The sequence below is a fragment of the Streptomyces sp. NPDC101118 genome (assembly GCF_044759445.1).
GTDB lineage: Bacteria > Actinomycetota > Actinomycetes > Streptomycetales > Streptomycetaceae > Streptomyces.
Map to the genome: position 1 here is coordinate 460880 of NZ_JBIVZG010000004.1, position 20291 is coordinate 481170.

The 20291-nt window shown below is 72.1% G+C and carries 13 protein-coding genes; 1 reads left to right on the plus strand and 12 read right to left on the minus strand.

Annotation, left to right across the window (positions count from 1 at the left end; all coding sequences use genetic code 11):
• Positions 1–5: 5 nt before the first annotated feature.
• Complete coding sequence (locus ACIQUQ_RS10965) at positions 6–815, minus strand: cupin domain-containing protein (RefSeq protein WP_403973772.1); 810 nt, start codon at positions 813–815, stop codon at positions 6–8.
• A 160-nt stretch (positions 816–975) separates the two neighbouring features.
• On the opposite strand from ACIQUQ_RS10965, the gene ACIQUQ_RS10970 reads away from it, so the two are divergent.
• Positions 976–4038 carry an AfsR/SARP family transcriptional regulator gene (locus ACIQUQ_RS10970; protein ID WP_403973774.1) on the plus strand — a complete coding sequence of 1021 codons (3063 nt, stop codon included), beginning with the start codon at positions 976–978 and terminating at the stop codon, positions 4036–4038.
• An 89-nt stretch (positions 4039–4127) separates the two neighbouring features.
• Here ACIQUQ_RS10970 and ACIQUQ_RS10975 read toward each other — a convergent pair whose 3' ends face one another.
• The 11 genes from ACIQUQ_RS10975 to ACIQUQ_RS11025 all read right to left on the minus strand — a co-directional run bounded on the left by ACIQUQ_RS10975 (position 4128) and on the right by ACIQUQ_RS11025 (position 20255).
• A complete protein-coding gene (locus tag ACIQUQ_RS10975) occupies positions 4128–4289 on the minus strand; it encodes a hypothetical protein (RefSeq protein ID WP_403973776.1) in 162 nt (53 codons plus the stop codon).
• Positions 4290–4478: 189 nt separating this feature from the next.
• Positions 4479–5732, minus strand: coding sequence for an acetyl-CoA carboxylase biotin carboxylase subunit family protein (locus tag ACIQUQ_RS10980; protein WP_403973778.1), 1254 nt, complete (start codon positions 5730–5732; stop codon positions 4479–4481).
• Entirely contained in the window at positions 5729–7027 is a 1299-nt protein-coding gene (locus ACIQUQ_RS10985; RefSeq protein WP_403973781.1) for an ATP-grasp domain-containing protein, read from the minus strand. Before ACIQUQ_RS10985 ends, ACIQUQ_RS10980 begins: the two co-directional genes overlap by 4 nt.
• Positions 7027–8262, minus strand: a complete 1236-nt coding sequence (locus ACIQUQ_RS10990; protein WP_403973784.1) for an ATP-grasp domain-containing protein — start codon at positions 8260–8262, stop codon at positions 7027–7029. The genes ACIQUQ_RS10985 and ACIQUQ_RS10990 overlap by 1 nt, the downstream gene beginning before the upstream one ends.
• Positions 8259–9551: an MFS transporter gene (locus ACIQUQ_RS10995; RefSeq protein ID WP_403973787.1), complete on the minus strand. Its 1293-nt coding sequence runs from the start codon at positions 9549–9551 to the stop codon at positions 8259–8261. The genes ACIQUQ_RS10990 and ACIQUQ_RS10995 overlap by 4 nt, the downstream gene beginning before the upstream one ends.
• The gene (locus ACIQUQ_RS11000) at positions 9548–9763 is read right to left on the minus strand and encodes a 4-oxalocrotonate tautomerase family protein (protein WP_403973790.1); all 216 of its coding nucleotides are present in this window, start codon (positions 9761–9763) and stop codon (positions 9548–9550) included. The genes ACIQUQ_RS10995 and ACIQUQ_RS11000 overlap by 4 nt, the downstream gene beginning before the upstream one ends.
• A 55-nt stretch (positions 9764–9818) precedes the next feature.
• Complete coding sequence (locus ACIQUQ_RS11005; RefSeq protein WP_403973792.1) at positions 9819–10826, minus strand: PLP-dependent cysteine synthase family protein; 1008 nt, start codon at positions 10824–10826, stop codon at positions 9819–9821.
• A gap of 108 nt (positions 10827–10934) precedes the next feature.
• Positions 10935–11546, minus strand: coding sequence for a serine O-acetyltransferase EpsC (epsC, locus tag ACIQUQ_RS11010; protein ID WP_399944024.1), 612 nt, complete (start codon positions 11544–11546; stop codon positions 10935–10937).
• Positions 11546–12115, minus strand: coding sequence for an NADPH-dependent FMN reductase (locus ACIQUQ_RS11015; RefSeq protein ID WP_403973795.1), 570 nt, complete (start codon positions 12113–12115; stop codon positions 11546–11548). The genes epsC and ACIQUQ_RS11015 overlap by 1 nt, the downstream gene beginning before the upstream one ends.
• A gap of 120 nt (positions 12116–12235) precedes the next feature.
• Positions 12236–12574, minus strand: coding sequence for a hypothetical protein (locus ACIQUQ_RS11020; RefSeq protein ID WP_403973797.1), 339 nt, complete (start codon positions 12572–12574; stop codon positions 12236–12238).
• 244 nt (positions 12575–12818) lie between these two features.
• Entirely contained in the window at positions 12819–20255 is a 7437-nt protein-coding gene (locus tag ACIQUQ_RS11025; RefSeq protein ID WP_403973800.1) for a DNRLRE domain-containing protein, read from the minus strand.
• Between the last annotated feature and the right edge of the window lie 36 nt (positions 20256–20291).

Consider the following 20291-nt stretch of genomic DNA (forward strand, 5'->3'; position numbering starts at 1 on the left):
GTCGGTCAGACCACCTGTGAGGAGACGCCGGCGGCGTCGTAGAGGGCAGGGTCGAAGGGGGTCGGGCCGCCGCAGGTCACGAAGCGGCGGGCGTCCGGACCCGTGTGGGGGTTGCGGGCCCCGTGCAGCACTCCCGGGGCGGCGAAGAGCACGTCACCGGCCGCGACGTCGATCCAGCGGTCCACGAGGTACATCTGGCCCACGCCCTCGAAGGCGATGAACGCCTCGTCGCTGTGCGTGTGGAGGTGGACGTTGAACGTCTCGCCGGGCTGCTGGATGCCGCAGTGCAGACAGAGCTGGCAGCTGCCGGCCCCGGGCCAGAAGATGAAGTTCATGGTGGCGCGGGGGGCCTCTTCGGGGGCCACCTGGCCGGTGCCCGCGAAGCCGCGCAGCTGGGTCTCGTCGTCCCAGAGGGTGGAGAAGACCTTCGGGTCGGTGCCGAGGGTGCGGCCCTCGGCCAGCGGGGTGCGCCAGACGTACGCCGTCATGCCCTCCGGGCCCGCGAACAGCGTGAGGGCACGTCCGGTGGGGGCGTACGCGGCGGACGCGCGGCCGGCGTCCCGGGTCTCGTCGCCGACCCGCAGGCGGCCCGATCCCTCGTAGACGACCGCGGTGTTCTCCTCGAGCGTGGTGTCCTCGGGGCTCCAGGCCTCCCCCGCCGCGACGCGCACGATGTGCAGCGTCACCCAGGTCGCTCCGAGCGCCGGGCTCACCGGGGTGGCGACCTCGGTACCGCCGGGACCCGGCACGGGCTCGAAAACGAACTCCTCCGAGTGGATGATCCGCGCCTCGCCCAAGTGGCTTGAAGTCTTCATGGGTGCTCCGTCTGTGCTCTCTCCTGCTGGCCCGTGAAGCTTCGGTTTCGGAGTTCCCGATCACCTCCCGGAGCAGTACCGCCCGATCCGGGAACCCTTTACGCTCTTTTCCAAAGCAGGCCCCTCACCTGGGGTTTTGCGAGCACGTCGGGTGGGGGCCATGAGCGAGCGGGAAGAGGTCAAGGTACGGTTCAACGTCCTTGGCTCACTGGAGGGTTGGGCGGGCGGGAACCGGCTCAGACTGGGCGGTCCGATCCAGGAGCGGGTCCTGGTGACCTTGCTACTGGAACCGGGCCGAGTGGTTCCGGTGGCCCGCCTCGTGGAGGCCGCCTGGGAGGACGAACCGCCCGCAACCGCCTCACATCAGATCCGCAAGGCCGTGGCCGATCTGCGCCAGCGCATTCCGGGCGGAAGTGGCTTGATCGTGACGGACGGCCCGGGCTACCGCGCCCTGGTCGAGGACGACCGGCTGGACCTCACCCTCTTCACCCGCCACACCCAACGGGCCCGCGAGGCGCTGGCGGCCGGACGGCCCGCCGGGGCCGAGGAGGAGCTCCGGTCCGCCCTGTCCCTGTGGCGCGGCCCCGTACTGTCGGGCACCGGCGGACCCGTGATCGACGCGGCGTCCACCGCCCTGGACGAGCGCCGGCTGGCCGCGGCCGAAACCCTTTTCCAGCTCCGGCTGGAGCGCGGCGAGACCGCCGAGCTCGTCGGGGACCTGCGCGAACTGGTCGCAGCCCATCCGTTGCGCGAGACCCTGCGCGGCCATCTGATGCTGGCCCTGTACCGCTCGGGCCGCCAGGCCGAGGCCCTGGAGGAGTTCGGGCGGGTACGCGAGCTGCTGGTCGAGGAGCTGGGCGTGGATCCCGGCCCCAAGCTCACCCAGCTGTACGAGGGCATCTTGCGCGACAGCCCGGAACTGGCCGCCCCCGAGCCGCCCGCTCCGGCCCCCGCCGAGGAGCCGGCTCCAGGTGATGTTTCACGTGAAACATCGACCGGGCCGAAGGATGCCCAGGCGCCCGCCGCGCCCTGCACCCTGCCGTACGACCTCACCGACTTCACCGGCCGGGAGCAGGAACTGGCCGCCCTGCTGAGGGCGGCCGGGGAGACCACCGAAGCGGGCACCCGGATCCTCGCCATCGACGGCATGGGCGGTACGGGCAAGACCTCTCTGGCGGTCCGCGCGGCGCATCTGCTGGCGGACCAGTACCCGGACGGCCGGCTCCACATCGACCTGCGCGGCTACACCCCCGGCGAGCAGCCGCTCCAGCCCGGGGCCGTGATCGCCAGCCTCCTGCGCACCCTCGGTGTCCCGGGCGACGAGCTGCCCGACGACGCGTCGGGCCGGGCCGCCCTGTGGCGGACCACCCTGATGGGGCGCCGGCTGCTGCTCCTGTTCGACAACGCCTCGGACGCCGCCCAGGTCCGGCCGCTGCTGCCCGCCTCCCCCGGCTGCCTGGTCCTGATCACCAGCCGGGCCCGGCTGGTCGAGCTGGACGGCGCCGAGTGGATCTCCCTCGGGGTGATGTCCCCGGAGGACAGCCTCGCGCTGATCACCGAGACCCTGGGCGAGGAGCGCACCGAACGCGAACCGCGGGCCGTGAGCGACCTGGCCTCCCTCTGCGGGCACCTGCCCCTCGCCCTGCGCATCGCGACCGCCCGGCTCCGCAACCGCTCCCGGTGGACCGTCGAGCACCTCGTGGGGCGGCTCTGCGACGAGACCCGGCTGCTGGACGAGCTGAGCTCGGGCGAGCGCAGCGTGGCGGCGACGCTCAGGCTCTCGTACCAGGCGATGGACGAGGAGCACCGGACGGCCTTCCGGCTGCTGAGCCTGCACCCGGGCGCGGAGATCGACGTCCACTCGGCGGGGGCCCTGCTGGACACCGACCCGCGCGACGCGGAGGACCTCATGGAGGACCTCCTGGACATGCACCTGGTCCAGCAGCACGAGCTGGGCTACTACGCCTTCCACGACCTGGTCCGCAGCTTCGCCCAGAGCCTGCGCAACACGGAGACGGCGGAGGACGACGCCGCGGCGCTGGAACGGCTGCTGGACTACTTCTACGCGGCGACCGACGCGGCCTGCGCCGTGCTGTTCCCCGGGCGCACCCACTACGTCACCGGCCTGGACGGATCCGGGGCCGGACTTCCACCGCTGGGCGACGCCGAGCGGGCGACGGCCTGGTTCGACCGCGAGGGCGACGCGGTGCTGGCGGCGGTGTCCGTCGCCGAGTCCCGCGGCTTCCTCCGCCATGCGGTCTGGCTCGCCCGCAACGTGATGTTCCACCTCAACATGCGGTCCTACACGGACCAGTACCTCCAGGCGGGGCAGGTCGCGGCCGCGGCGGCCCGCCGGCTCCGGGACGCCCAGGCCCTCCGGCTGAGCCTCAACAACCAGGTGACCTCCCTGTGGAAGCTCGGCCGCTTCCGCGAGGGCATCGCCGTCTCGGAAGAGGCGCTGAAGCTGGCCCAGGAACAGGGCGAGCGCCTCGGCGAGGGCTCCAGCCTGGAGGCACTCGGGCTGCTGCTCAGCTGCCTGGGCGAGTTCGCCGAGGCGGTGTGCCACCAGGAGCAGGCCGTGGAGGTCTTCCGGGAGACCGGGGCCGTCCAGTCGGAGATCCACGTGCTGTGCTCGCTCAGCACCACCTACTCCTGCCTGGGCCGCGGCCAGGACGCCGTCGAAGCGGCGGAGCGGGCGGTCCGGCTGGCCGGGGAACTCGGCATCCTGGGTCAGGAGGTCATGGCCCTGAACGACCTGGCGAGCGCGTACCTCGACCTCGGCCGGTCCGAAGAGGCCGAGGTCTGCCTCAAGCAGGCCCTGGTCCGCTTCGACGAATCGCACCAGCCCGACAACTTCGCCGTGACGCTGGCCCTGGTCGCCACCCTGCGCCAGCGGCTCGGCCTGACCGAGGAGTCCCGCTGCTGCGAGGCGGAGGCCCTCAAGCTGCTCGGCCACCGGCCGACCCTGCCCCGGCAGACGCTCGTCGAGCGGCTGATCGGCAACCTGCGTCTGGAGCGCGGCGAGCACGCCGAGGCCCTGGAGGTCTACCGGAGCGCGCTGGGGCGCGCTGCGGAGGTCGGGTACCGGATGGAGGAGGCGCGGGCGCTGGCCGGCATCGCGCGGGCCACGGCCGACCCGGCAGAGGCGGACGAGAGCCGGGCGCGTGCCGTCGCGCTCTTCGAGGCGATGGGTGTGCCCGACGGGGCCCGGCGTCCGCTGTGACCCCGCGCGGGGGTCACGCGTGACATGACGGAAGGCGGCCCGCCCCTGTCGGGGGCGGGCCGCCTTCCGTCTGTCGGGTCCGTTCGGCGTCAGGCGCCGGGGGAGACCGGGGCAGGGCTGCCGGGGCCGTGGGTGTCGGCCTGGACCGTCCGGTCGTTCACGGAGTCCGGACCGAGGTCCGCCGTGGCCCCCAGGACGACCGCGAGACCCAGCGTGACGATTCCGACGACTCCGGCCAGCTTGCTGCGCATTTCTGTATCCCCGCCCCTTGGTTTCCGTGATGTCGTGCGTATCGCTTGCGACATGACAGAGATTCGCGGGCCCCGTTCCCCAACGGTTCCCACTCTGATACCGGGGTCGGACAGTACAGCGGGAAACAGCCCGGGAACAGGCTCTGTCCGCCGGTTGGGCCCCTCAGTTGGCCCAGCGTTCACATCCCGTCAATCAATCACGATCTCCGTCTCGAACCGTGCGCCGAGGGCTCTCAGCCGAACCTCGCATTCCGCTCGGGTCCGGGCCGAAAGCACCGCCGCAGCAAGGAAGTCGGAGGAGATCGCGGCCCGCCCGATGACCTCTCCGGGCTCCGCGAAGACCCCGTAGAACTCCACCCACGGCTCCTCCGGCGTGACCGGCACCGAGCGCACGGTTCCCGGCCGCCTCATCATCAGGACCTGACCGGCCATCCGGACCGGCGCCAGCCGCTCGCCCCCGGCCAGGTCCGCGATCGCGGGCATCGGCAGCCCGGTGTGGGCGCGGGACGCCAGCTCGACCGGGTGGACGCCGAACACCGCGTTCAGCACGTCCCGGATCCGGGCGCCCGCCGGCCGGGCCGCCACCTCGCAGACCACCAGCCGGTCGTCCGGGGTGTGGAAGACCTCGGCGTGGAAGGCGTAGTCGGCCGGCCCGCCCAGAGCTGTCAACGCGCCCTCCGCCAGCGCCAGCAGACGGGGGGTCAACGGGTCGTCCGGAGCCAGCGTCAGGTCGACCCGGGCGCCCCCGTCGGCCTGGAAGGACGACAGGTCGTACTGGTACTGGGAGGGCCAGGCCATGACGGTCCGGCCACCGGCCACGACCCCGTCCACATGACACATCCGGCCGGGTACGTACGCCTCCAGCAGCAGGTCCTCGCGCGGGCCGGAGCCGGGCGCGAAGTCCTCGGCCAGCCGCAGCTCCAGCTCCTCCTCGCTGCGCACGATCCGCAGCCCGATGGAGCCGAACCCGTCCCGTGCCTTGAACACCAGCGGCAGCCCGTGCGCCGCCGCGAAGGCCCGCACCTCGGCGGCCGTGCCCGGCACGGTGTGCGGGGCGACCTCGATGCCGGCCCCCGCCAGGCGCTGCTTCATCAGCACCTTGTCGCGGAAGGGCAGCACCTCGGCGGGCAGCTGGCCCGGCAGGCCGAACTTCTCCCGGAGCCCGGCCGCCCTGATCAGGTCGGCCTCGTGGTGGGCGATCACGTGCGTGACGCCGTACTCGTGGGCCAGGTCGAGCGCCAGCCGGTCGACCAGCTCCTCGTCGTCGAACGTGTCGACGACCTCCAGATGGCGGTAGCCGCCCGGGCCGTCCGGCACCCGCTCACCGCCGCCCTCGATCCTGTCGCGGGCGGCGATCATCACGACGCCGCTTTCGAGTCCGTCGAGCCACCGGTCGTACGGGAACGGGCCGAGCGGAAAACGGTGCAGCACGAGCGCGGTCATACCGCCGCCTCCAGACGTTCCTGGGCGGCCGCCGCCGGGGCCACCTCGATCTCGATCTCATCGGTCAGCCGCTCGCACAGGGCGACGGCCGTGTCGGTGTCGGCCGCCGTCACGGCGACCAGGCCGAGCCGGTCCCAGTTGTCGCGCAGCGGACGGACCGTGTCGCCGGGGCGTACGGAGACCTCCGCCACCAGCACGTCGGGCCGCGCGGCGATCTCCTCGGCCCCCGAGACGGCCGTGACCGTGCCGGGGTCCCGGAGCACGTAGCGCGTACAGGCGGCGGCACGGGCCGCGGGGGCCTCCGGCAGCGCCTCGGCCAGGCCCATCGGCCAGGCCACCCCGTACCCGAGGAGGTCGATCCCGTACGCGGCCTCGACCAGCTCGTTGATCCGGCCGCCGCCGACGCGGTTGTGGGACTCGATGACGACCGGGCCCCGCGAGGTGAGCCGCAGCTCGGTGTGGGTCGGGCCGTCGGTCACGCCCATGGTGTCGAGGAAGTCGGTGACCGCCGTCCTGACCCGGTCGTGGTCCCCGGGGGAGAGCCGGGCCGGCAGCGCGTGTCCCAGCTCCGCGAAGTGGGCGTCGCTGACGAGCTTCTCGGTCACGGCGACCACGACGTGGCGGCCGCCGAAGCTGAAGCCCTCCACGCTGAACTCGGGTCCGTCGAGGTAGGACTCCATCAGCAGCTCGTCGACCGTGAAGAGGGTGGAGCCGCGGTCGGTGCGCCGCCCCCGCAGCTCCTCGATGCGCTGCCAGACCATGTCCAGGTCGGCGGCGCCGCGCACCCTGATCAGGCCGAAGCTCGCGGTGGCCGCGGTCGGCTTGACGATGAAGGGGAAGCCGGCCAGCTCGGCGAAGGCGTCCAGGGAGGCCCGGTCGGTGACCCGCTCCACGTGCATGTCCAGCTTGCCGTGCGCCGCCAGGTGGCTGCGCATCAGGTACTTGTCGCGCATCCGCCGGCTGACCTCCGGGCGGGTGCCGGGGAAGCCGAAGTGCTCGTTCAGCCGCGCGGCCGTGTCGAGCCCGCCCTCGGTGAGCGAGACGACCGCGTCGAAGCCCCAGACCGCGCGGGCGGTCTCGGCGACCGGGACGACGGCCTCCCAGTCGGTGTAGTCGACCACCGTCAGTTCGTCGGCCAGGCCGCTCTGGAAGGGGTTGACCTTGTCCGGGTGCTGGAGCATGACGACCCGTACGCCCAGGGCCTTGGCGAGCTCCAGGTGCTGGTCCGTGCCGCCGACCAGCAGCATGGTCCGGTCCGGGCGGCCCGCGGCCGTCGCCGCGTTCTGCGTGGTCATCAGAGGGTTTCCTTGGGTGTGGCGGTGATCGTGGCGCGGAGCCCGTCCTGCACGGAGGCGATCCGCTCCGCGGCCCCGGCGGGGCTCGCGGCGTCGACGACGGCGTAGCCGTGCCGGCTGCCGGAGTCGGTGGTGTGCGGCAGGACGTCGCCGGGGGCGAACGGGAAGACCACGGCGTGTACGTAGGGCCGCTCGGCCAGCTCGGCCAGGCCGTCGACCGACTCCAGCCGGCCCGCGGGCAGCCGGAAGAAGCCGATCGAGGCGTACCGCTCCGGGGCGGGCGTCGTGACCGGCTCGCCGGCCAGGGCGCGGAAGATCCCGGCCTCCAGGTCGAAGCCGCCGGCGACCTCCACGAGGAGGGGGATCCGGTCGCCGCCGAGGCGGGCCTGGGACTCGACGATCCGCGGCCCGGCCGGGGTGAGGATCACCTCGGTGTGCGCCGGGCCGAACCGGTAGCCGGCGAGGTCGAGCAGGGCGGTGGTGGTGGCGCGGATCGCCGCCGCGTCGGCGGGGTCCAGCGGCGCGGGGTGGACGTGCCCGGTCTCCACGAACCCGGGTGCGCCGCTGGTCTGCTTCGCGGTGATCCCGACGACCTGGTGCATGCCGTCGACGGTCAGCGTCTCCACGCTGAACTCCGGGCCCTCCAGGTAGTCCTCGACGATGAAGGGGCCCTCGATGCCCGCGGCCTTGACCCGCTCCGTCCACTCCGCCAGGTCGGCGGGCCCGCGCACCAGGGCGATGCCCTTGCTGCCGGCCGAGTTGCCCGGCTTGACGACCGCCGGCAGCCCGAACTCGGCGAGCAGCGGCTCCACGTCGGCGAGCGTCGCCGCCTCGCGGGCCCGGACCACGGAGACGCCGTTGCGGTTCAGCAGGCGGCGCATCGCGTTCTTGTCGTTGAGCAGCCGGACCGACTCGGCGGTGTTCGGCGACAGCCCCAGGGCCTCGGCCTCGGCCAGGACCGGTGCCATGCTGGCCTCGGAGCCGAGGTGGAGCACGTGGTCCACGCGGTGCTCGGCGGCCATGCGGGCCACCAGGGCGCGCAGGGCGGCCTCGTCGTCGAAGTCGACCAGGGCCAGGTCCTCGGAGTGGGCCGCGACCTTGGCCAGGTACTCGGGGGCCCGCAGCTTGGGGTCCCAGACCGACCACACCCGGAACCCGGCCTCCACGGCCTTGCGGACGAGCTGCTCGTACGGCATGACCATCAGGAGCCGTCCGGCGCCGCTGGGGAGAGTCATGAGGAGGCTCCGTTCTGGGCCGGCACGGCGGCCGGGACGTTCTGCTCCACGGCGGCCTCGCGGGGTGCGCGCGGCTTCAGCAGGGAGCGGTAGCAGAGCATCGCGCCGAGGCCGAAGACCGCGAACAGCAGGCTCATGCCGACCGGGGAGAGGAAGGCGCCCAGGGTCACGCAGAGCGAGCCGATGATCAGCCCGATCCGGTTGTTCAGCCCGTAGGCGGCCATGTACTTGGTGCGCGCGGCGGGATCGACGAGGTCGGCCAGCAGGGCCTGCTTGACCGGCACGTGCACGATCTCGCCCACGGTCATCGCCACGGCGGCGGCGATCAGGATCCAGCCGTCGTTGCTGACGGCGAGGACCATGTACCCGGCGGTGAAGACGCCGAGGCCGGCGATCAGCCGGACGCCGTCCGGCAGCCGTCGGAACAGGCTGCCCGCGAAGAGCGCGAACCCGACGACCAGGGCGCTGTTGACGGCCCGCACGATGCCCAGCATCGCGACGCCGTCCACCGAGGGGAACCAGCGCTCCAGGCCGGCCAGCGCCTGCTCGGGGAACTCGTCCGCGAGGCGTACGGCGATGTAGTAGCCGATCTGCACCTCGATGGCCCGGGCGAGGGTGGCCGCGCCCAGCAGCCGGAGGAACGTCCGGTCCCGGGAGACGGCGAGGTAGCCGCGGAGCATGGCCGGGATGCCGACCGCCTGCTCCCTGGAGTCCTCGGGGGCGCTCTCGGCGATCCACCACCAGGTGGCCGCGGCGGTCGCCGCGGAGAGCACGGCGGCGGCGGTCAGCAGCAGGGTGAAGTGCTCGCCGTAGAAGAAGCCGCCGACCAGGGCGCCGGTGGTGAAGGCCAGGTTGATCGACCAGTAGTTGATCGTGTAGACGAGCTGCCGGTTCTCCGGGCTGGAGACGTCGATCATCATCGCGTCGGCGGCGGGGGTGGCCGCGTTGGACAGGCAGGTGTTCAGCAGGAAGAGGACGAAGGTCGCCGCTCCCGACTGCCACCAGGGCGAGTTGGCCAGCGCCAGCAGCCCGAAGGTGAGGGCCGCCCCCACCTCGCCCCACACCATCAGCGGCTTGCGGCCGTGGACGTCGGCGAGGTGGCCGCCGAGGAAGTTGCTGCCGATGCCCGCCGCGGCGACGACCAGGGTGAGGACACCTGCGGTGGCCGGGCCGTACACCTTGGAGAGGTGGATGACCATCAGCGGCATCAGCATGATGCCGAGGAACCGCTGGACGAACCCGATGCCGAGGCGCAGCTTGATGTTCGGGTGCAGCGCGCCGAAGGTCATTCCGCACCCCCGTCGCTGCCCGGTCCGACAAGGGTGTCGGCCAGGGCACCGCCCTTGCCCCAGTGGCTGGGCTCCACGTCGCGGACGATCACGGTCACGGCGTCGTGGGGGCAGTCGGCCACCTTGGCGACGGTCTCGGTCAGTTCGGCGACGAGCTCGGCACGCTGGGCGCGGTCGTTGCCCTTCCACCAGTCGACGGTGATCACCGGCATGTCGGGGTTCCTTTGCAGAAGAGGGGGGCTGGGGGTGGTGGACCGCCGGGGCGGGTCAGGGGCGGGTGGCCAGGGCGGAGGGCCCCGCGGCAGCCGGCTCGGCCCGGCCGGCCTCGGACTCGTTCCAGAGGCTGAGGTAGCGCTCGCCCGTGTCCGGCAGGACGGCCACGATCGAGGCGCCGATGTAGTCGGGGTGCGCGGCCAGCTGGGCGCAGGCGTGGGCGACGGCGCCGGAGGACACCCCGGCGAAGATGCCCTGGCGGCGGGCGAGGGTCCGGGCCGCGGTCATCGCGTCCTCGTCGGCCACGGTGACGACGCGGTCGATCAGGGAGACGTCCGTGGTGGGGGCCACGAAGCCGCCGTTCAGACCGGGGATCCGGTGCAGGCCGCCGACGCCCTGGGAGAGGACCGGGGAGTTCTCCGGCTCGACCGCGACCACGCGGATCGACGGGTCCTGCTCCTTGAGGTACTTCGCGGCGCCGCTGAGCGTGCCGCCGGTGCCCACGCCGCAGACCAGGACGTCGATCCGGCCGGCGGTGTCCGTCCAGATCTCCGGGCCGGTGGTCTCGTAGTGCGCCTGCACGTTGTCGGGGTTCTCGTGCTGGCAGGGGAACCACGAGCCGGGGGTGGCCGCGTGCAGCTCCTCGGCCTTGGCGATGGCGCCCGGGTAGCCCTGCTCGCGCGGGGTCTGCACGATCTCGGCGCCCAGGGCCTTCAGCAGGGCCACCCGCTCGGCCGTGGCGCTGTCGGGCAGCACGATCACGCAGCGGTAGCCGCGGGCGGCGGAGAAGGCCGCGAGCGAGATGCCCGTGTTGCCGGAGGTGGCCTCGATCACCGTGCCGCTGCCGGGGGTGAGTTCACCGCGCAGCTCCGCGGCCCGCAGCATGTACAGCGCGGCCCGGTCCTTGCTGCTGGACATCGGGTTGGCCGACTCCAGCTTGGCCAGCACCTCGGTGCCGGGCGCGGTGTCCTCGAAGCGCAGGCGGATCAGCGGGGTCGAGCCGACCAGGTCCTCGATGCTGTCGGCGATGCGGCGGTTCTCGGAGCTTGCGGAGCTGTTCACGTCTCGTTCCTCACCAAGTCGGGTCGTACGGCTGTGTGTCGGGTGGTCGTACGGTCAGCCGTACGCCGGTGGGGTCTTCGGGGGCGCAGGAGCGCGGGGGCGCCGGACCTACCAGGAGCCGGCCGAGGCGGTCACGGCGTACAGGTCCTCCATGGGCTGCGGCTCCTCGCCGACCGCCTTGATCACGGCGGTCGCGGCCAGCACCCTGGCGCCCGGGGGCACGTCCTTGTTCACCAGTGCCTGCGCCCCGATGACGGCGTGCTCGCCGATGGTGACCGGGCCCAGCACCGTCGCGTTGGTGCCGAGCACCACGTCGTGGCCCACGACGGGGTGCCGGCGAGCACCCTCGGGGCGCTTGTTGTCGCTCCACCAGCCCACCGCGCCGAGCGTCACCTGGTGGTAGATGGTCACGTCGTCGCCGACCACCGCGGTCTCGCCGATCACCACGGCCGCGCCGTGGTCGATGAGCACCCGGCGGCCGATCTCGGCGCCGGGGTGGATCTCCACGGCGGTACGGCGGCGGGCGGACCAGGCGATGGCGCGGGCCGTCAGCCGGAGCCCCCGGCGGTGCAGCCGGTGGGCGACCCGGTGGGCCCAGAGCGCCGGCAGGGCGGCGTGCAGCAGTGCCTCCCTGCGGTTGCGCATCGAGGGATCGCGGGCGACGACCACGTCGAGGTCCTCCTTCATCAGGCGCAGCAGCCCGATCTCCCCGGAGGCCATCAGACGAGCACTTCCGCGCGGCCGGCCACCGCGGCCAGCACCGCGCCCGTCAGGCTCTCCAGCGCGGCGACGGTCTCGGGGTCCTCGTACCGGCCCTGGGCGTTGCGCAGGTTCGCGGCACCGCCGACGGCGACCGGCTCGTGGGCGACGATCTGTGCGCCCACCCGGGTGAGTACGCCGACCAGGCCGGGCTGGGCGTCGAGGCCACCGCGCGCGCCGGGCGAGGCACTGGTCACGGCGGTGATGCGGTCCTTCAGCGGCGAGGCGCCGCCCGGGCGGGACAGCCAGTCCAGGGCGTTCTTCAGGACGCCGGGCATCTCACCGTTGTAGGAAGGGGTGCTGATGACGACCGCGTCGGCACCGAAGACCAGCTCCTTCGCCGCGCGCACCGCATCCGAGCTGTCCGCCCGCTCGGTCTCCACGTCGTAGAACGGGAGCTCCGCGATGGGGAGCAGCACCGCCTCGTGGGAGCCGGGCAGCTCCGCCAGGATGCCCCGGACGGTCTCCAGGACCGCCGTGTTCACCGACTCCCGGCTCGTGCTGCCGGACACCAGAACGATCTTCGCCACGGGAACCCCTTCTCCTTGGCCGCCCGGTCGGCAGGCCTTCGACTGGTACGGAGCCTCCCTCCCGTGGTTCCCGAACCCCTCCCGCTCCGTTCCCGGCGCGGGAGGGCCGCGTACCGCCCGCTACCCCAGGGCCTCGGCCAGCCCTGCGACATGGGGGTTCCGGAGTGCGGCGGGACTTTCGGCGCCGATTCGCTCCAGGAGCCCCCGCGCCGCCCCGTGCACCGCCGCGCGGAGTTCCTCGTAACCGCACACGATCTCGCCTTCCTCGAAATCGGCGGTGACGGCGATCCGGTGGTCCGGCCGGGCCGCCAGCAGCAGCGTTCCCTCCCCTTCCGTGAATTCGTATTCCGCTTCCCCCTCGGCGGAGAGTTCGTCGAGCGTGAGCGGCATGACCCGGGCGAAGTCGAACACCGTGGCCTCCTCGACGGAAAAGACCACACCGCCGCCTTCGAGGGTCACCGTTCCCAGCGGAAACCTGTACGTGAGGTCCGTCAGGCTCGCCCCCGGAAGGCTTCTGGCAGCGCGTCCCAGCCCTCCTCCCCGCAGCTCGATCCGGCAGCTGACTCCTGTGCGTGCATCCATGGCCCGGCCTTCTCGGACAGCACCCTGCCGGGTGCGAAAGGGAGCGGGCGGAACGCTCCGGGAAAAGTGCCCCCGGAGTCGTCCCGCCCGCGTCATTCGTGTTCCGGAACGGATATGCGTACTAGAACGGATATGCGGTGATCACGCGGCCGCGTACCACCACGACCCTCACCCGCTTCTTGTTGCTCCGTCCCTGCTTGCCCACATTGTCGCCGTACCGCTTCTCGTAGGTGTGACCAGGACGGCCCTTCGTGGCCTTCTTCTTGGTACCCGTCCTGACGGTGTCGCGGATCAGGCGGCGGACCTCGGCACGGCTCCCGTTGAACTTGCTCTTCTTCTTGTACGAGTTCTTCGAGATGTGCCTCGGATAGATGTGCCCGGACCAGTCCTTGTTCTTGATCCGGCAGCTGCTGTTGTGGACCAGGGCGTCCGCCGACGCGATCCGCACGCTGTACGTGTGCGCGTTTCCGATGTTGAGGTTGACGACGTACTGGTCGCCGACCTCACCGCGGTTGCGGGTCGCGGTGACGCGCTGGACCGTCTCGTCGGCGGACAGCAGCGCGTCCCCGACCCTGACGTCGGCCGCCTTGGTCCAGCCCTTGTCCACCACCCAGAGCGGGTGGTCCGCGGTGGCCTGCAGCTCCGGCGTCGCCGGGTCGCGGTCGGTGTCGATCCCGACCATCGACTTGGTGCCGTGGCCGGTGTAGACGTCGAGCACCGGCTGGGCGCTCTGCAGACCCGTCTCCGGGTCCGTCGCCGTGACCTCGTCGCCGATCCGGATGTCACCGATCGGCAGGTAGCTGCCGTCGGCCATCAGGACCTGCGTCTCCGGGGCGAAGGAGTTGCACCGCGAGCGCCGGAAGACGCGCTTGGCACGTGACCGCACCCGGTTGACCCTGCTGGCCTTGCGGATCGTGCGCGAGGCCTTGTACGCCCTGACCGCGAGGCGGCCGGCCGAACCGAAGGCGACACCGACGCCCATCTCCGCGGCCTTGCGCCAGTTGCCGGTGGCGGCGTAGGAGATCGCTCCGACGGCAGAGGCGATGTTGCCGATGGGGCCCGGGATGTAGGAGGCGATCTCCGCCACCCGGGCGACCTTCTTGAACATCTTCTTGAAGCTGAAGCCCCAGTTGCCGTCGAGGTCCGTGCAGTTGACGGGGTCGCCGCTGCAGTAGTCGTACGGGTTGGCGTTGCCGCCCGGCTGCGGGTCGACCTGGAGGAAGCGGCCCAGCTCCGGGCTGTAGAGACGGGCACCCATGAGGATGACGCCGTCCTGTGCCTCGCTCGACCGCTGCTTGGCGCCGAGCCACCCGTACCGCTGCACCGCCTGGCCCTGCGCGGGGACGCCGAACTCGTCGAAGAGGTGCGTCTCCGGCGTGGTCGTCGCCGTGTCGAGCGTGACGGCGATGTCGCCGTGCAGGTTGGCGAGCTGGAGCTCCACGTCGCCGGTGGCGGAGGTGGTGGCGGTCAGGTCGCCGTCCGGGCCCGAGACGTTGCGCGTCAGGGTGCCCTGGGTGGTGTCCTCGACGGTCCAGCGCGGCTCGTCGGAGTCGTCACCGTAGTGGTTGAGCTTGCTGGTGGCGTTCGCCCAGGTGCCGTCCTGCTGCCTGGCCTCCGTGGTGAAGGCCGTGAAGCGGTGGGCCGGGTCGAGGCTCCAGGACTGCCGGGTGTCGCCCTTGGTCTGGCTGGCGACCAGGTCGTTGGCCCAGTAGGTGTTGAGCGAACCGGTGCCGGTGGCCGTCGTACGGCCGAAGGCGTCGTAGGTGTACCCGGCCGTCAGCAGCCGGTCGGCGCTGTCGTACGAGCTCGTGGTGACCGTACCGCCGGACGCGGTGCAGGAGCCGTCCTCGGCGGCCGCGAAGACCGTCCGGGAGGTGCGGTTCATCCGCCCGGCGATGCTGCGCCCGGCCTCGTCGAAGGCGTAGGTCCGGGTGGTGCAGCCCTCGGTGGTCGACTGGACGGCCTTGGTCAGGCGGCCCAGCCGGTCGTAGGTGTACTCCTTGCTGTCGGTCGACGAGGTGTCGGAGGCCATGGCCCCCTGGGTGGTCATCTCGATGTGCTGGCCGTAGACGACCTCGCCGTCGGAGACCCGGGTGTACGAGCGGCCGATGGCCGCGCCCTCCGCGTTGAAGCTGTCCTTGCGGACGTAGCCGCCGGGGTAGGTCTGCTCGGTGAGCTGGCCGTCCGGACCGTACTTCGCGGTGAAGGTGCCGGCCACGCTGTCCGTCACCGAGGTGACCAGGCCGCGGGGCTCCTGCGTGCGGTCGTACGCGTACGTGGTGCTGCCGGTGTTGTCGCTGACCTTGACCGGCTTGCCGAACTTGTCGAACTCGGTGGTGGTCGTACCGCCGTCGGCGTCCTTGTACGAGAGCAGACGGTCGAGCGCGTCGAAGACACGGGTGATCGTCTTGCCGCCGGCACTGGTGCTGACCGCGTGCCCGGTGACCGGGTCATACTCGGTGGTGACCTTGGGCAGGGGCTGCCCGAGGTCACCGGTGATCTCGGTGGAGACGATCCGGTCGGCCGCGTCGTAGACGGTCACCGTCTTGCGGGACTTGCCCGCGTTGGTCTCGGTGACCTCCTCGATGTCGCCGAAGCGGGAGTAGCGGGTGATCCGCTTGACCGGGAGGGTGTCGGGCATCCGCGCGGTGTCCGCGCCGGTCACCGCGCCGCCGGGCAGGGTGGCGCACGGGTTGCCGGCCCACTCCGGGCGGTTGCCGCAGGCGGCGTCCTCCGCGTTGGCGCCGGCCGTGTAGAACACGGTCTTCACCGTGCCGGTGTCCGCGCCGCCGGAGCCCGGCCGGCGCGACTCGACCGCACGGCCCGCCGCGTCGTACTTGATCGTCGCGGTCAGGTTGGCACCGCCGACGACCGCGTCGGTGGTCACCGAGGTCTCGGCGCGCAGCAGCCAGCCGGACGTGCCGCCGATCGGCGTGCCGTAGCCGGTCTTGGTGACGCGCACCTCGACCGGGTCCGTGTAGCCCTCGATCCTGGCGCCGTCGCGGGTCGTGGTCTCCAGGTGGTACGCCGTGCCGTCCGGCTTGCCCTCGTCGTAGACGTGGGCGGTGTGCTCCCGCACGACGACCGACGTGCCGGCGGCGAGCGCCGGCATGGCCGGGTCCGCCTGGGCCGGGACCGCCTCGTCCAGCACCGCGCGGTACGCGGGGCCGGTCTCCTCGAGCAGGTCCTGGCCGTCCAGGCTGTAGACGTTCCGGTTGTCGAGCAGCCCCGCACGGGCGGCGGAGTCGTCGGGCAGCTGGAGCTCCACGGCGCGCGCCGCGGCGTCGTCACCGAGGCCGAGGGCGAGCAGGCGGCCCGAGGCGTCGAGGGTGCGGACGGTGTTCCCGAACCGGTCGTACTCGTTGGTGTCGATGTCGCCGACACCGGTCGGCGACCAGGTGGCGCTGTTCACCTCCTGGGCGGAGGCGTTGAGGTAGTGGACCGTGGCCTGCTGGTAGCCGTCCTTGCCGGGGAGCGCGGAGGTGGCCGTGTGCGTGCCCGGCGCGCCCTCGACGTCGAAGACCGCCGTCGCGTCCGTCGGCACGTCCGACTGGGCCCACTTGGCCGCGTCGGCCCCGGACAGGTCGTACGGGCCGCCCGCGGCCCGGGTGAGCGGGACCTCGTAGACCACCTGGGAGGCGGTCTCGCCCTCGGTCTCGTCCTTGCTGCCCGGCTTCAGCGCCGGACGGCGGACCTTCAGCAGCCGGCCGGGATCCTGGTCGGCTCCGGCCTGCCCGTAGTCGAAGTACCAGGGCAGCTCGCCCGCGGAGTCGACCGAGACGAGCCGGTTGCCGCTGTCGTAGCCGTACTTCGTCTTGAAGACGGAGGTGTCGGCGCCCGAGCCCTTGCGGGCGTCCCACGCCTCCACGAGCCGGCCGGCGGCGTCGTAGCGGTACTCCGCCACGTCCACCGCGTTGACCGCGCCGGCGACCGGGTCCCAGGACCAGATGCGCACCGACTTGACCCGGTCGACGACGTCGCCGGGGGTGCTCGCCGTTGCGGTGGTGGCCGTCGCGTAGACGTACTCCAGCACCTCGCAGCCGCGCGCCGGCACGCTGCCGGTGCACTGCGCGGTGTCGTCGACCCCCGGCTCGACCTCGCCGATGACCCGCTTGACGAGACTGCGGCCGTCGGTCGTGTCGTACACGTAGCGGCTGGTGGACCCGGCGTCCGTGCCGGAGACGGAGGCCACCACGTAGACGTCGGAACCGGTCTGGCGCTTGAAGGTGGTGAGCGTCCCGTCGTCGTCGGTCAGCAGGTAGTCGCTGCCCGAGGCCTTCAGGATCAGGCCCTCGGAACCGGGCTCGGGGCTGAAGGAGCCGTCCGAGCTCTTCGCGAAGGAGGTGGTGGTGTCGTCGTAGCCGGTGATGACCGCGACGTCCTTGCCCGGGAAGGTCAGGGAGTGCAGGTCGTTGTCCGTGACACCGCCCGCGGCACCGCCGGACCACTGCGGACCGAAGGGCGCCACCAGCTCGCGCAGCGAGACGTGGTCGTAGAAGACGGCCTTGCCGGAGTTGGCCGGGAAGCCGTTGTACAGGCGCACGAACGCCGAGGTGGCGTCCGCCGGGACGGTGAAGTCCATCGACAGCTCGGCCCACGCGTCGGTGTAGGGAACCTTGCGCGAGGTGGGCTCGACGTAGCCGCCCGGGGTGTCGAAGCCCGCGTAGAGGCGCAGGCCGCGGGCGTGCTGCGGGGACAGGCCCGTCGCCGAGGGGACGTACGCCCAGGCGGAGAACCGGTACGTCTTGCCGGGCTTCATCCCCAGGCGGAAGGCGCCGTAGTCGCCGCCGACGGCGGCGTAGGAGTCGCCGTTGGTGTTGGTGGTGGGGACGATCTTGAGCGAGTCCGTGGACCCGTCCTGGCCGATCGTGGTGTCACGGGTCAGCGTCGCCGGGCCGGCGTTGAAGCCGGTGGTGTCGGTGGAGATCTGCTGCTGGTTGGCGGTCAGCCGCTCGCCCTGGGCGATCCAGCCGCGGTCGGTGCCGCGGGAGGACGCGCTGCGGGAGGAGGACAGGCCGTACTCGTCCGCGTCGGTGACCTCGACCGAGTAGTCACCGGTCAGCAGGTTCACCGAACCGGGGCCCACCTCCTCGGAGGCCGCGCCGTCCGCGTTCGGGTCGACGGTGAAACCGCGCCACTCGCTGATGTAGGCGGGGTCGGAGTCGCTGTTGGTGAAGAGCTGCGCACGGACCTGGACCACACCACCGACCTGGCCGAGCGTCTCCAGGACCGACCAGTTGGCGTGCGGGCCCATCTCCGACAGCGGGGTCTTCACCGCGGTGAACGCGGTGTTGTCCGACTTCGTGAGGTGGGCGAGCGGAACCGGGTAGACGGTCGCTCCCGGGCCGCGGCGCCACTCGTACGTGACGCGCGTGTACTTGGGCTGCGCGTCGAGGGCGAGCTTGACCCGGCGGGCGCTGACCTCGCCCTCGGCGGGCGAGACCATCGCGCCCTGGCCGACCAGGAAGTCGTAGGTGACGGCGGCCGACAGGTTGCCGGCCTTGTCCTTGCTCTGCACGCGCACGGCGCGGTGGCCGTCGGCGGTCGGCGTCAGGGTGACGTTGGTGCTGCCGGTGGCGGTCACCGGCACCGGGGCGGCGCCGTCCAGCGAGTACACGTACCCGGCGAGGTCGGTGGTGCCGGCGGCCGGGGTGAAGGTGAACTGGCCCGGAGTGCCGCCGCTGCCGTGCCACGCGCCGTCCTGCGGATACGCCGAGGAGGTCACGAACGGTGCGCCGGGCTGGGTGGTGTCGACCGTGAAGTTCTGCCAGGCCGACCAGGTGCCGTTCCAGTCCTGGCCGTCGTAGACCGCCGCGCGCCACTTGTACGCGCCTTCCGCCAGGGCGGTGCCCGGCGTCCAGGTCGCGGCCGCGCCGGAGGCCACGTACGCCGAGACGCCCGACTGGAGGGCCGCGGTGCCGTCGGACTTCCAGACCTCGAACGTGAGGCGGACCGTGTTGCCGTCCGCGTCGACGGCCTTGCCCGAGAGGGTGGGCGTGGTGTCGTTGGTGGCCGCACCCGTCAGCGGGGACAGCGGGGTCGCGGCACCGGGCTTGGTGTTGTACGTGACCGATATGTACGGGGTGTTGGAGGCGGCGTTACCGGAGTTGAACCGCTTCCAGCCGTAGGCGTCGGCCTCGTCCGTGGCACGGATGCCCAGCGTGTTGGTGCCGTTGCCGTTCGCCGCCCAGGCGGCGGTCAGGCTGGTGATGCTCGTGCTCACCCAGCCGTCGGCGCAGGACGAGGAGTAGCCCTTGGTCGCCGTGCTGCTGGCCCACTTGTTGTTCCAGTTGGGCTGCGCGGTCCACCGGGAGGCGGTGGAAGCGCTGCTGGTGTCCCACACGTCCCAGCTGCGTGCGGTGCAGGACCAGGAGTGGGAGTTCCACAGGTTGAGGCTCGAGGACTTGATCACCTTGCCGGTGATCTTGGCCATCGGGAAGGCGAGGTAGGAGCGCGCCACCTGGCCGGAGCCGTTGTTGCCGAGCTTCAGCTCGGTCGCCGTGGACTGGTCGGTGGTGTAGCCCTGCTGGACGAAGGTGTCGAAGCTCGCGCCGATGTTCACGGCCGGGTCGATGGTGACCGGGAACTTCGTGGCCGGGTCGGCGAGGAACTTCGCGTCCGGGGTCAGGGTGATGTCGACCGTGCTGCCGCTCTGCGCGACCTTTAGGCCCACGTCGGCGGTGTTGGTGTGCTCGCCCGACTTGGGGGAGACCTGCGAGTCCCACATGACGGGGGAGGGCAGCAGGCCGACCTGCTTGCCGTTCTTCGCGTCGAGGAAGGCCACGGAGCGGTCGGCGTTCGCCTTGACCTTCAGGCCCTTGGCCTGGAGCGTCAGCGTCACGGAGCCGTTCGCGCCCACTGCGGAGCGGTCCTTCAGCTCCAGGAACTGCTCGAAGCCCGTCCGCGTCGACTCGATGACCATGTCGGTCGCGGTGGTGACCCCGGGATAGCGGGCGACGGTGCCCTTCACCGACGGGTCGGGCAGCGCCCCGCGCCAGGAGAGGGTCATCTCATGACCCTCACCGCTGTCGAGCGTGACCAGCGGCACGGCCGCGGTCCGCTTCTCACCCGGCTTGCCGCCCGACTTCCTGACCCGGGCGACCTCCGCGGCGGAGGACTTGCCGGCCAGCGTGAGCCCCAGGGGGTGCGCGGCCGCCTCGACGTCGCCGTCCGGGGTCTCGGTGAGATCGGCGTCGATGGTGCGCCAGGTGCCCCGGTCGTCCTGGAAGCGGACCGGCCCGGTGAACGTGTCGAGCGACAGCGTGCCGTCGGGGTTGGCCCAGCTGGTGGTCGACGCGGTGCGCTCACCGGTGATCTCGATACGGCGGTTCTGCAGACGGGCCATCAGCACCGCGGAGGCGGTGTCGGCCGCCTCCGCAGGGCCCTTCGGCTTCGCCTGCGTGGTCTGCGCCTTGTCCCGCGAGGGCTCCGCCAGCGCGGCTCCGCCCTCGATCAGGGTCACCGACATCGCCATCACGGCGACGAGCGCGATGCGCCTCAGCCGTGACGTCGATGGCAGGGGATGCCGCTCCCGGGGAGCCGGCGTCCGCTCTCTCATGTGGGGGTCTCTCTTGACGATGGTCGAAATGATCGA

Excerpts from the sequence above, each read along its gene's own strand:
- ACIQUQ_RS10965 (WP_403973772.1), bottom strand. The coding sequence starts at position 815 with ATGAAGACTTCAAGCCACTTGGGCGAGGCGCGGATCATCCACTCGGAG.
- ACIQUQ_RS10970 (WP_403973774.1), top strand. The coding sequence starts at position 976 with ATGAGCGAGCGGGAAGAGGTCAAGGTACGGTTCAACGTCCTTGGCTCA.
- ACIQUQ_RS10975 (WP_403973776.1), bottom strand. The coding sequence starts at position 4,289 with ATGCGCAGCAAGCTGGCCGGAGTCGTCGGAATCGTCACGCTGGGTCTC.
- ACIQUQ_RS10980 (WP_403973778.1), bottom strand. The coding sequence starts at position 5,732 with ATGACCGCGCTCGTGCTGCACCGTTTTCCGCTCGGCCCGTTCCCGTAC.
- ACIQUQ_RS10985 (WP_403973781.1), bottom strand. The coding sequence starts at position 7,027 with ATGACCACGCAGAACGCGGCGACGGCCGCGGGCCGCCCGGACCGGACC.
- ACIQUQ_RS10990 (WP_403973784.1), bottom strand. The coding sequence starts at position 8,262 with ATGACTCTCCCCAGCGGCGCCGGACGGCTCCTGATGGTCATGCCGTAC.
- ACIQUQ_RS10995 (WP_403973787.1), bottom strand. The coding sequence starts at position 9,551 with ATGACCTTCGGCGCGCTGCACCCGAACATCAAGCTGCGCCTCGGCATC.
- ACIQUQ_RS11000 (WP_403973790.1), bottom strand. The coding sequence starts at position 9,763 with ATGCCGGTGATCACCGTCGACTGGTGGAAGGGCAACGACCGCGCCCAG.
- epsC (WP_399944024.1), bottom strand. The coding sequence starts at position 11,546 with ATGGCCTCCGGGGAGATCGGGCTGCTGCGCCTGATGAAGGAGGACCTC.
- ACIQUQ_RS11025 (WP_403973800.1), bottom strand. The coding sequence starts at position 20,255 with ATGAGAGAGCGGACGCCGGCTCCCCGGGAGCGGCATCCCCTGCCATCG.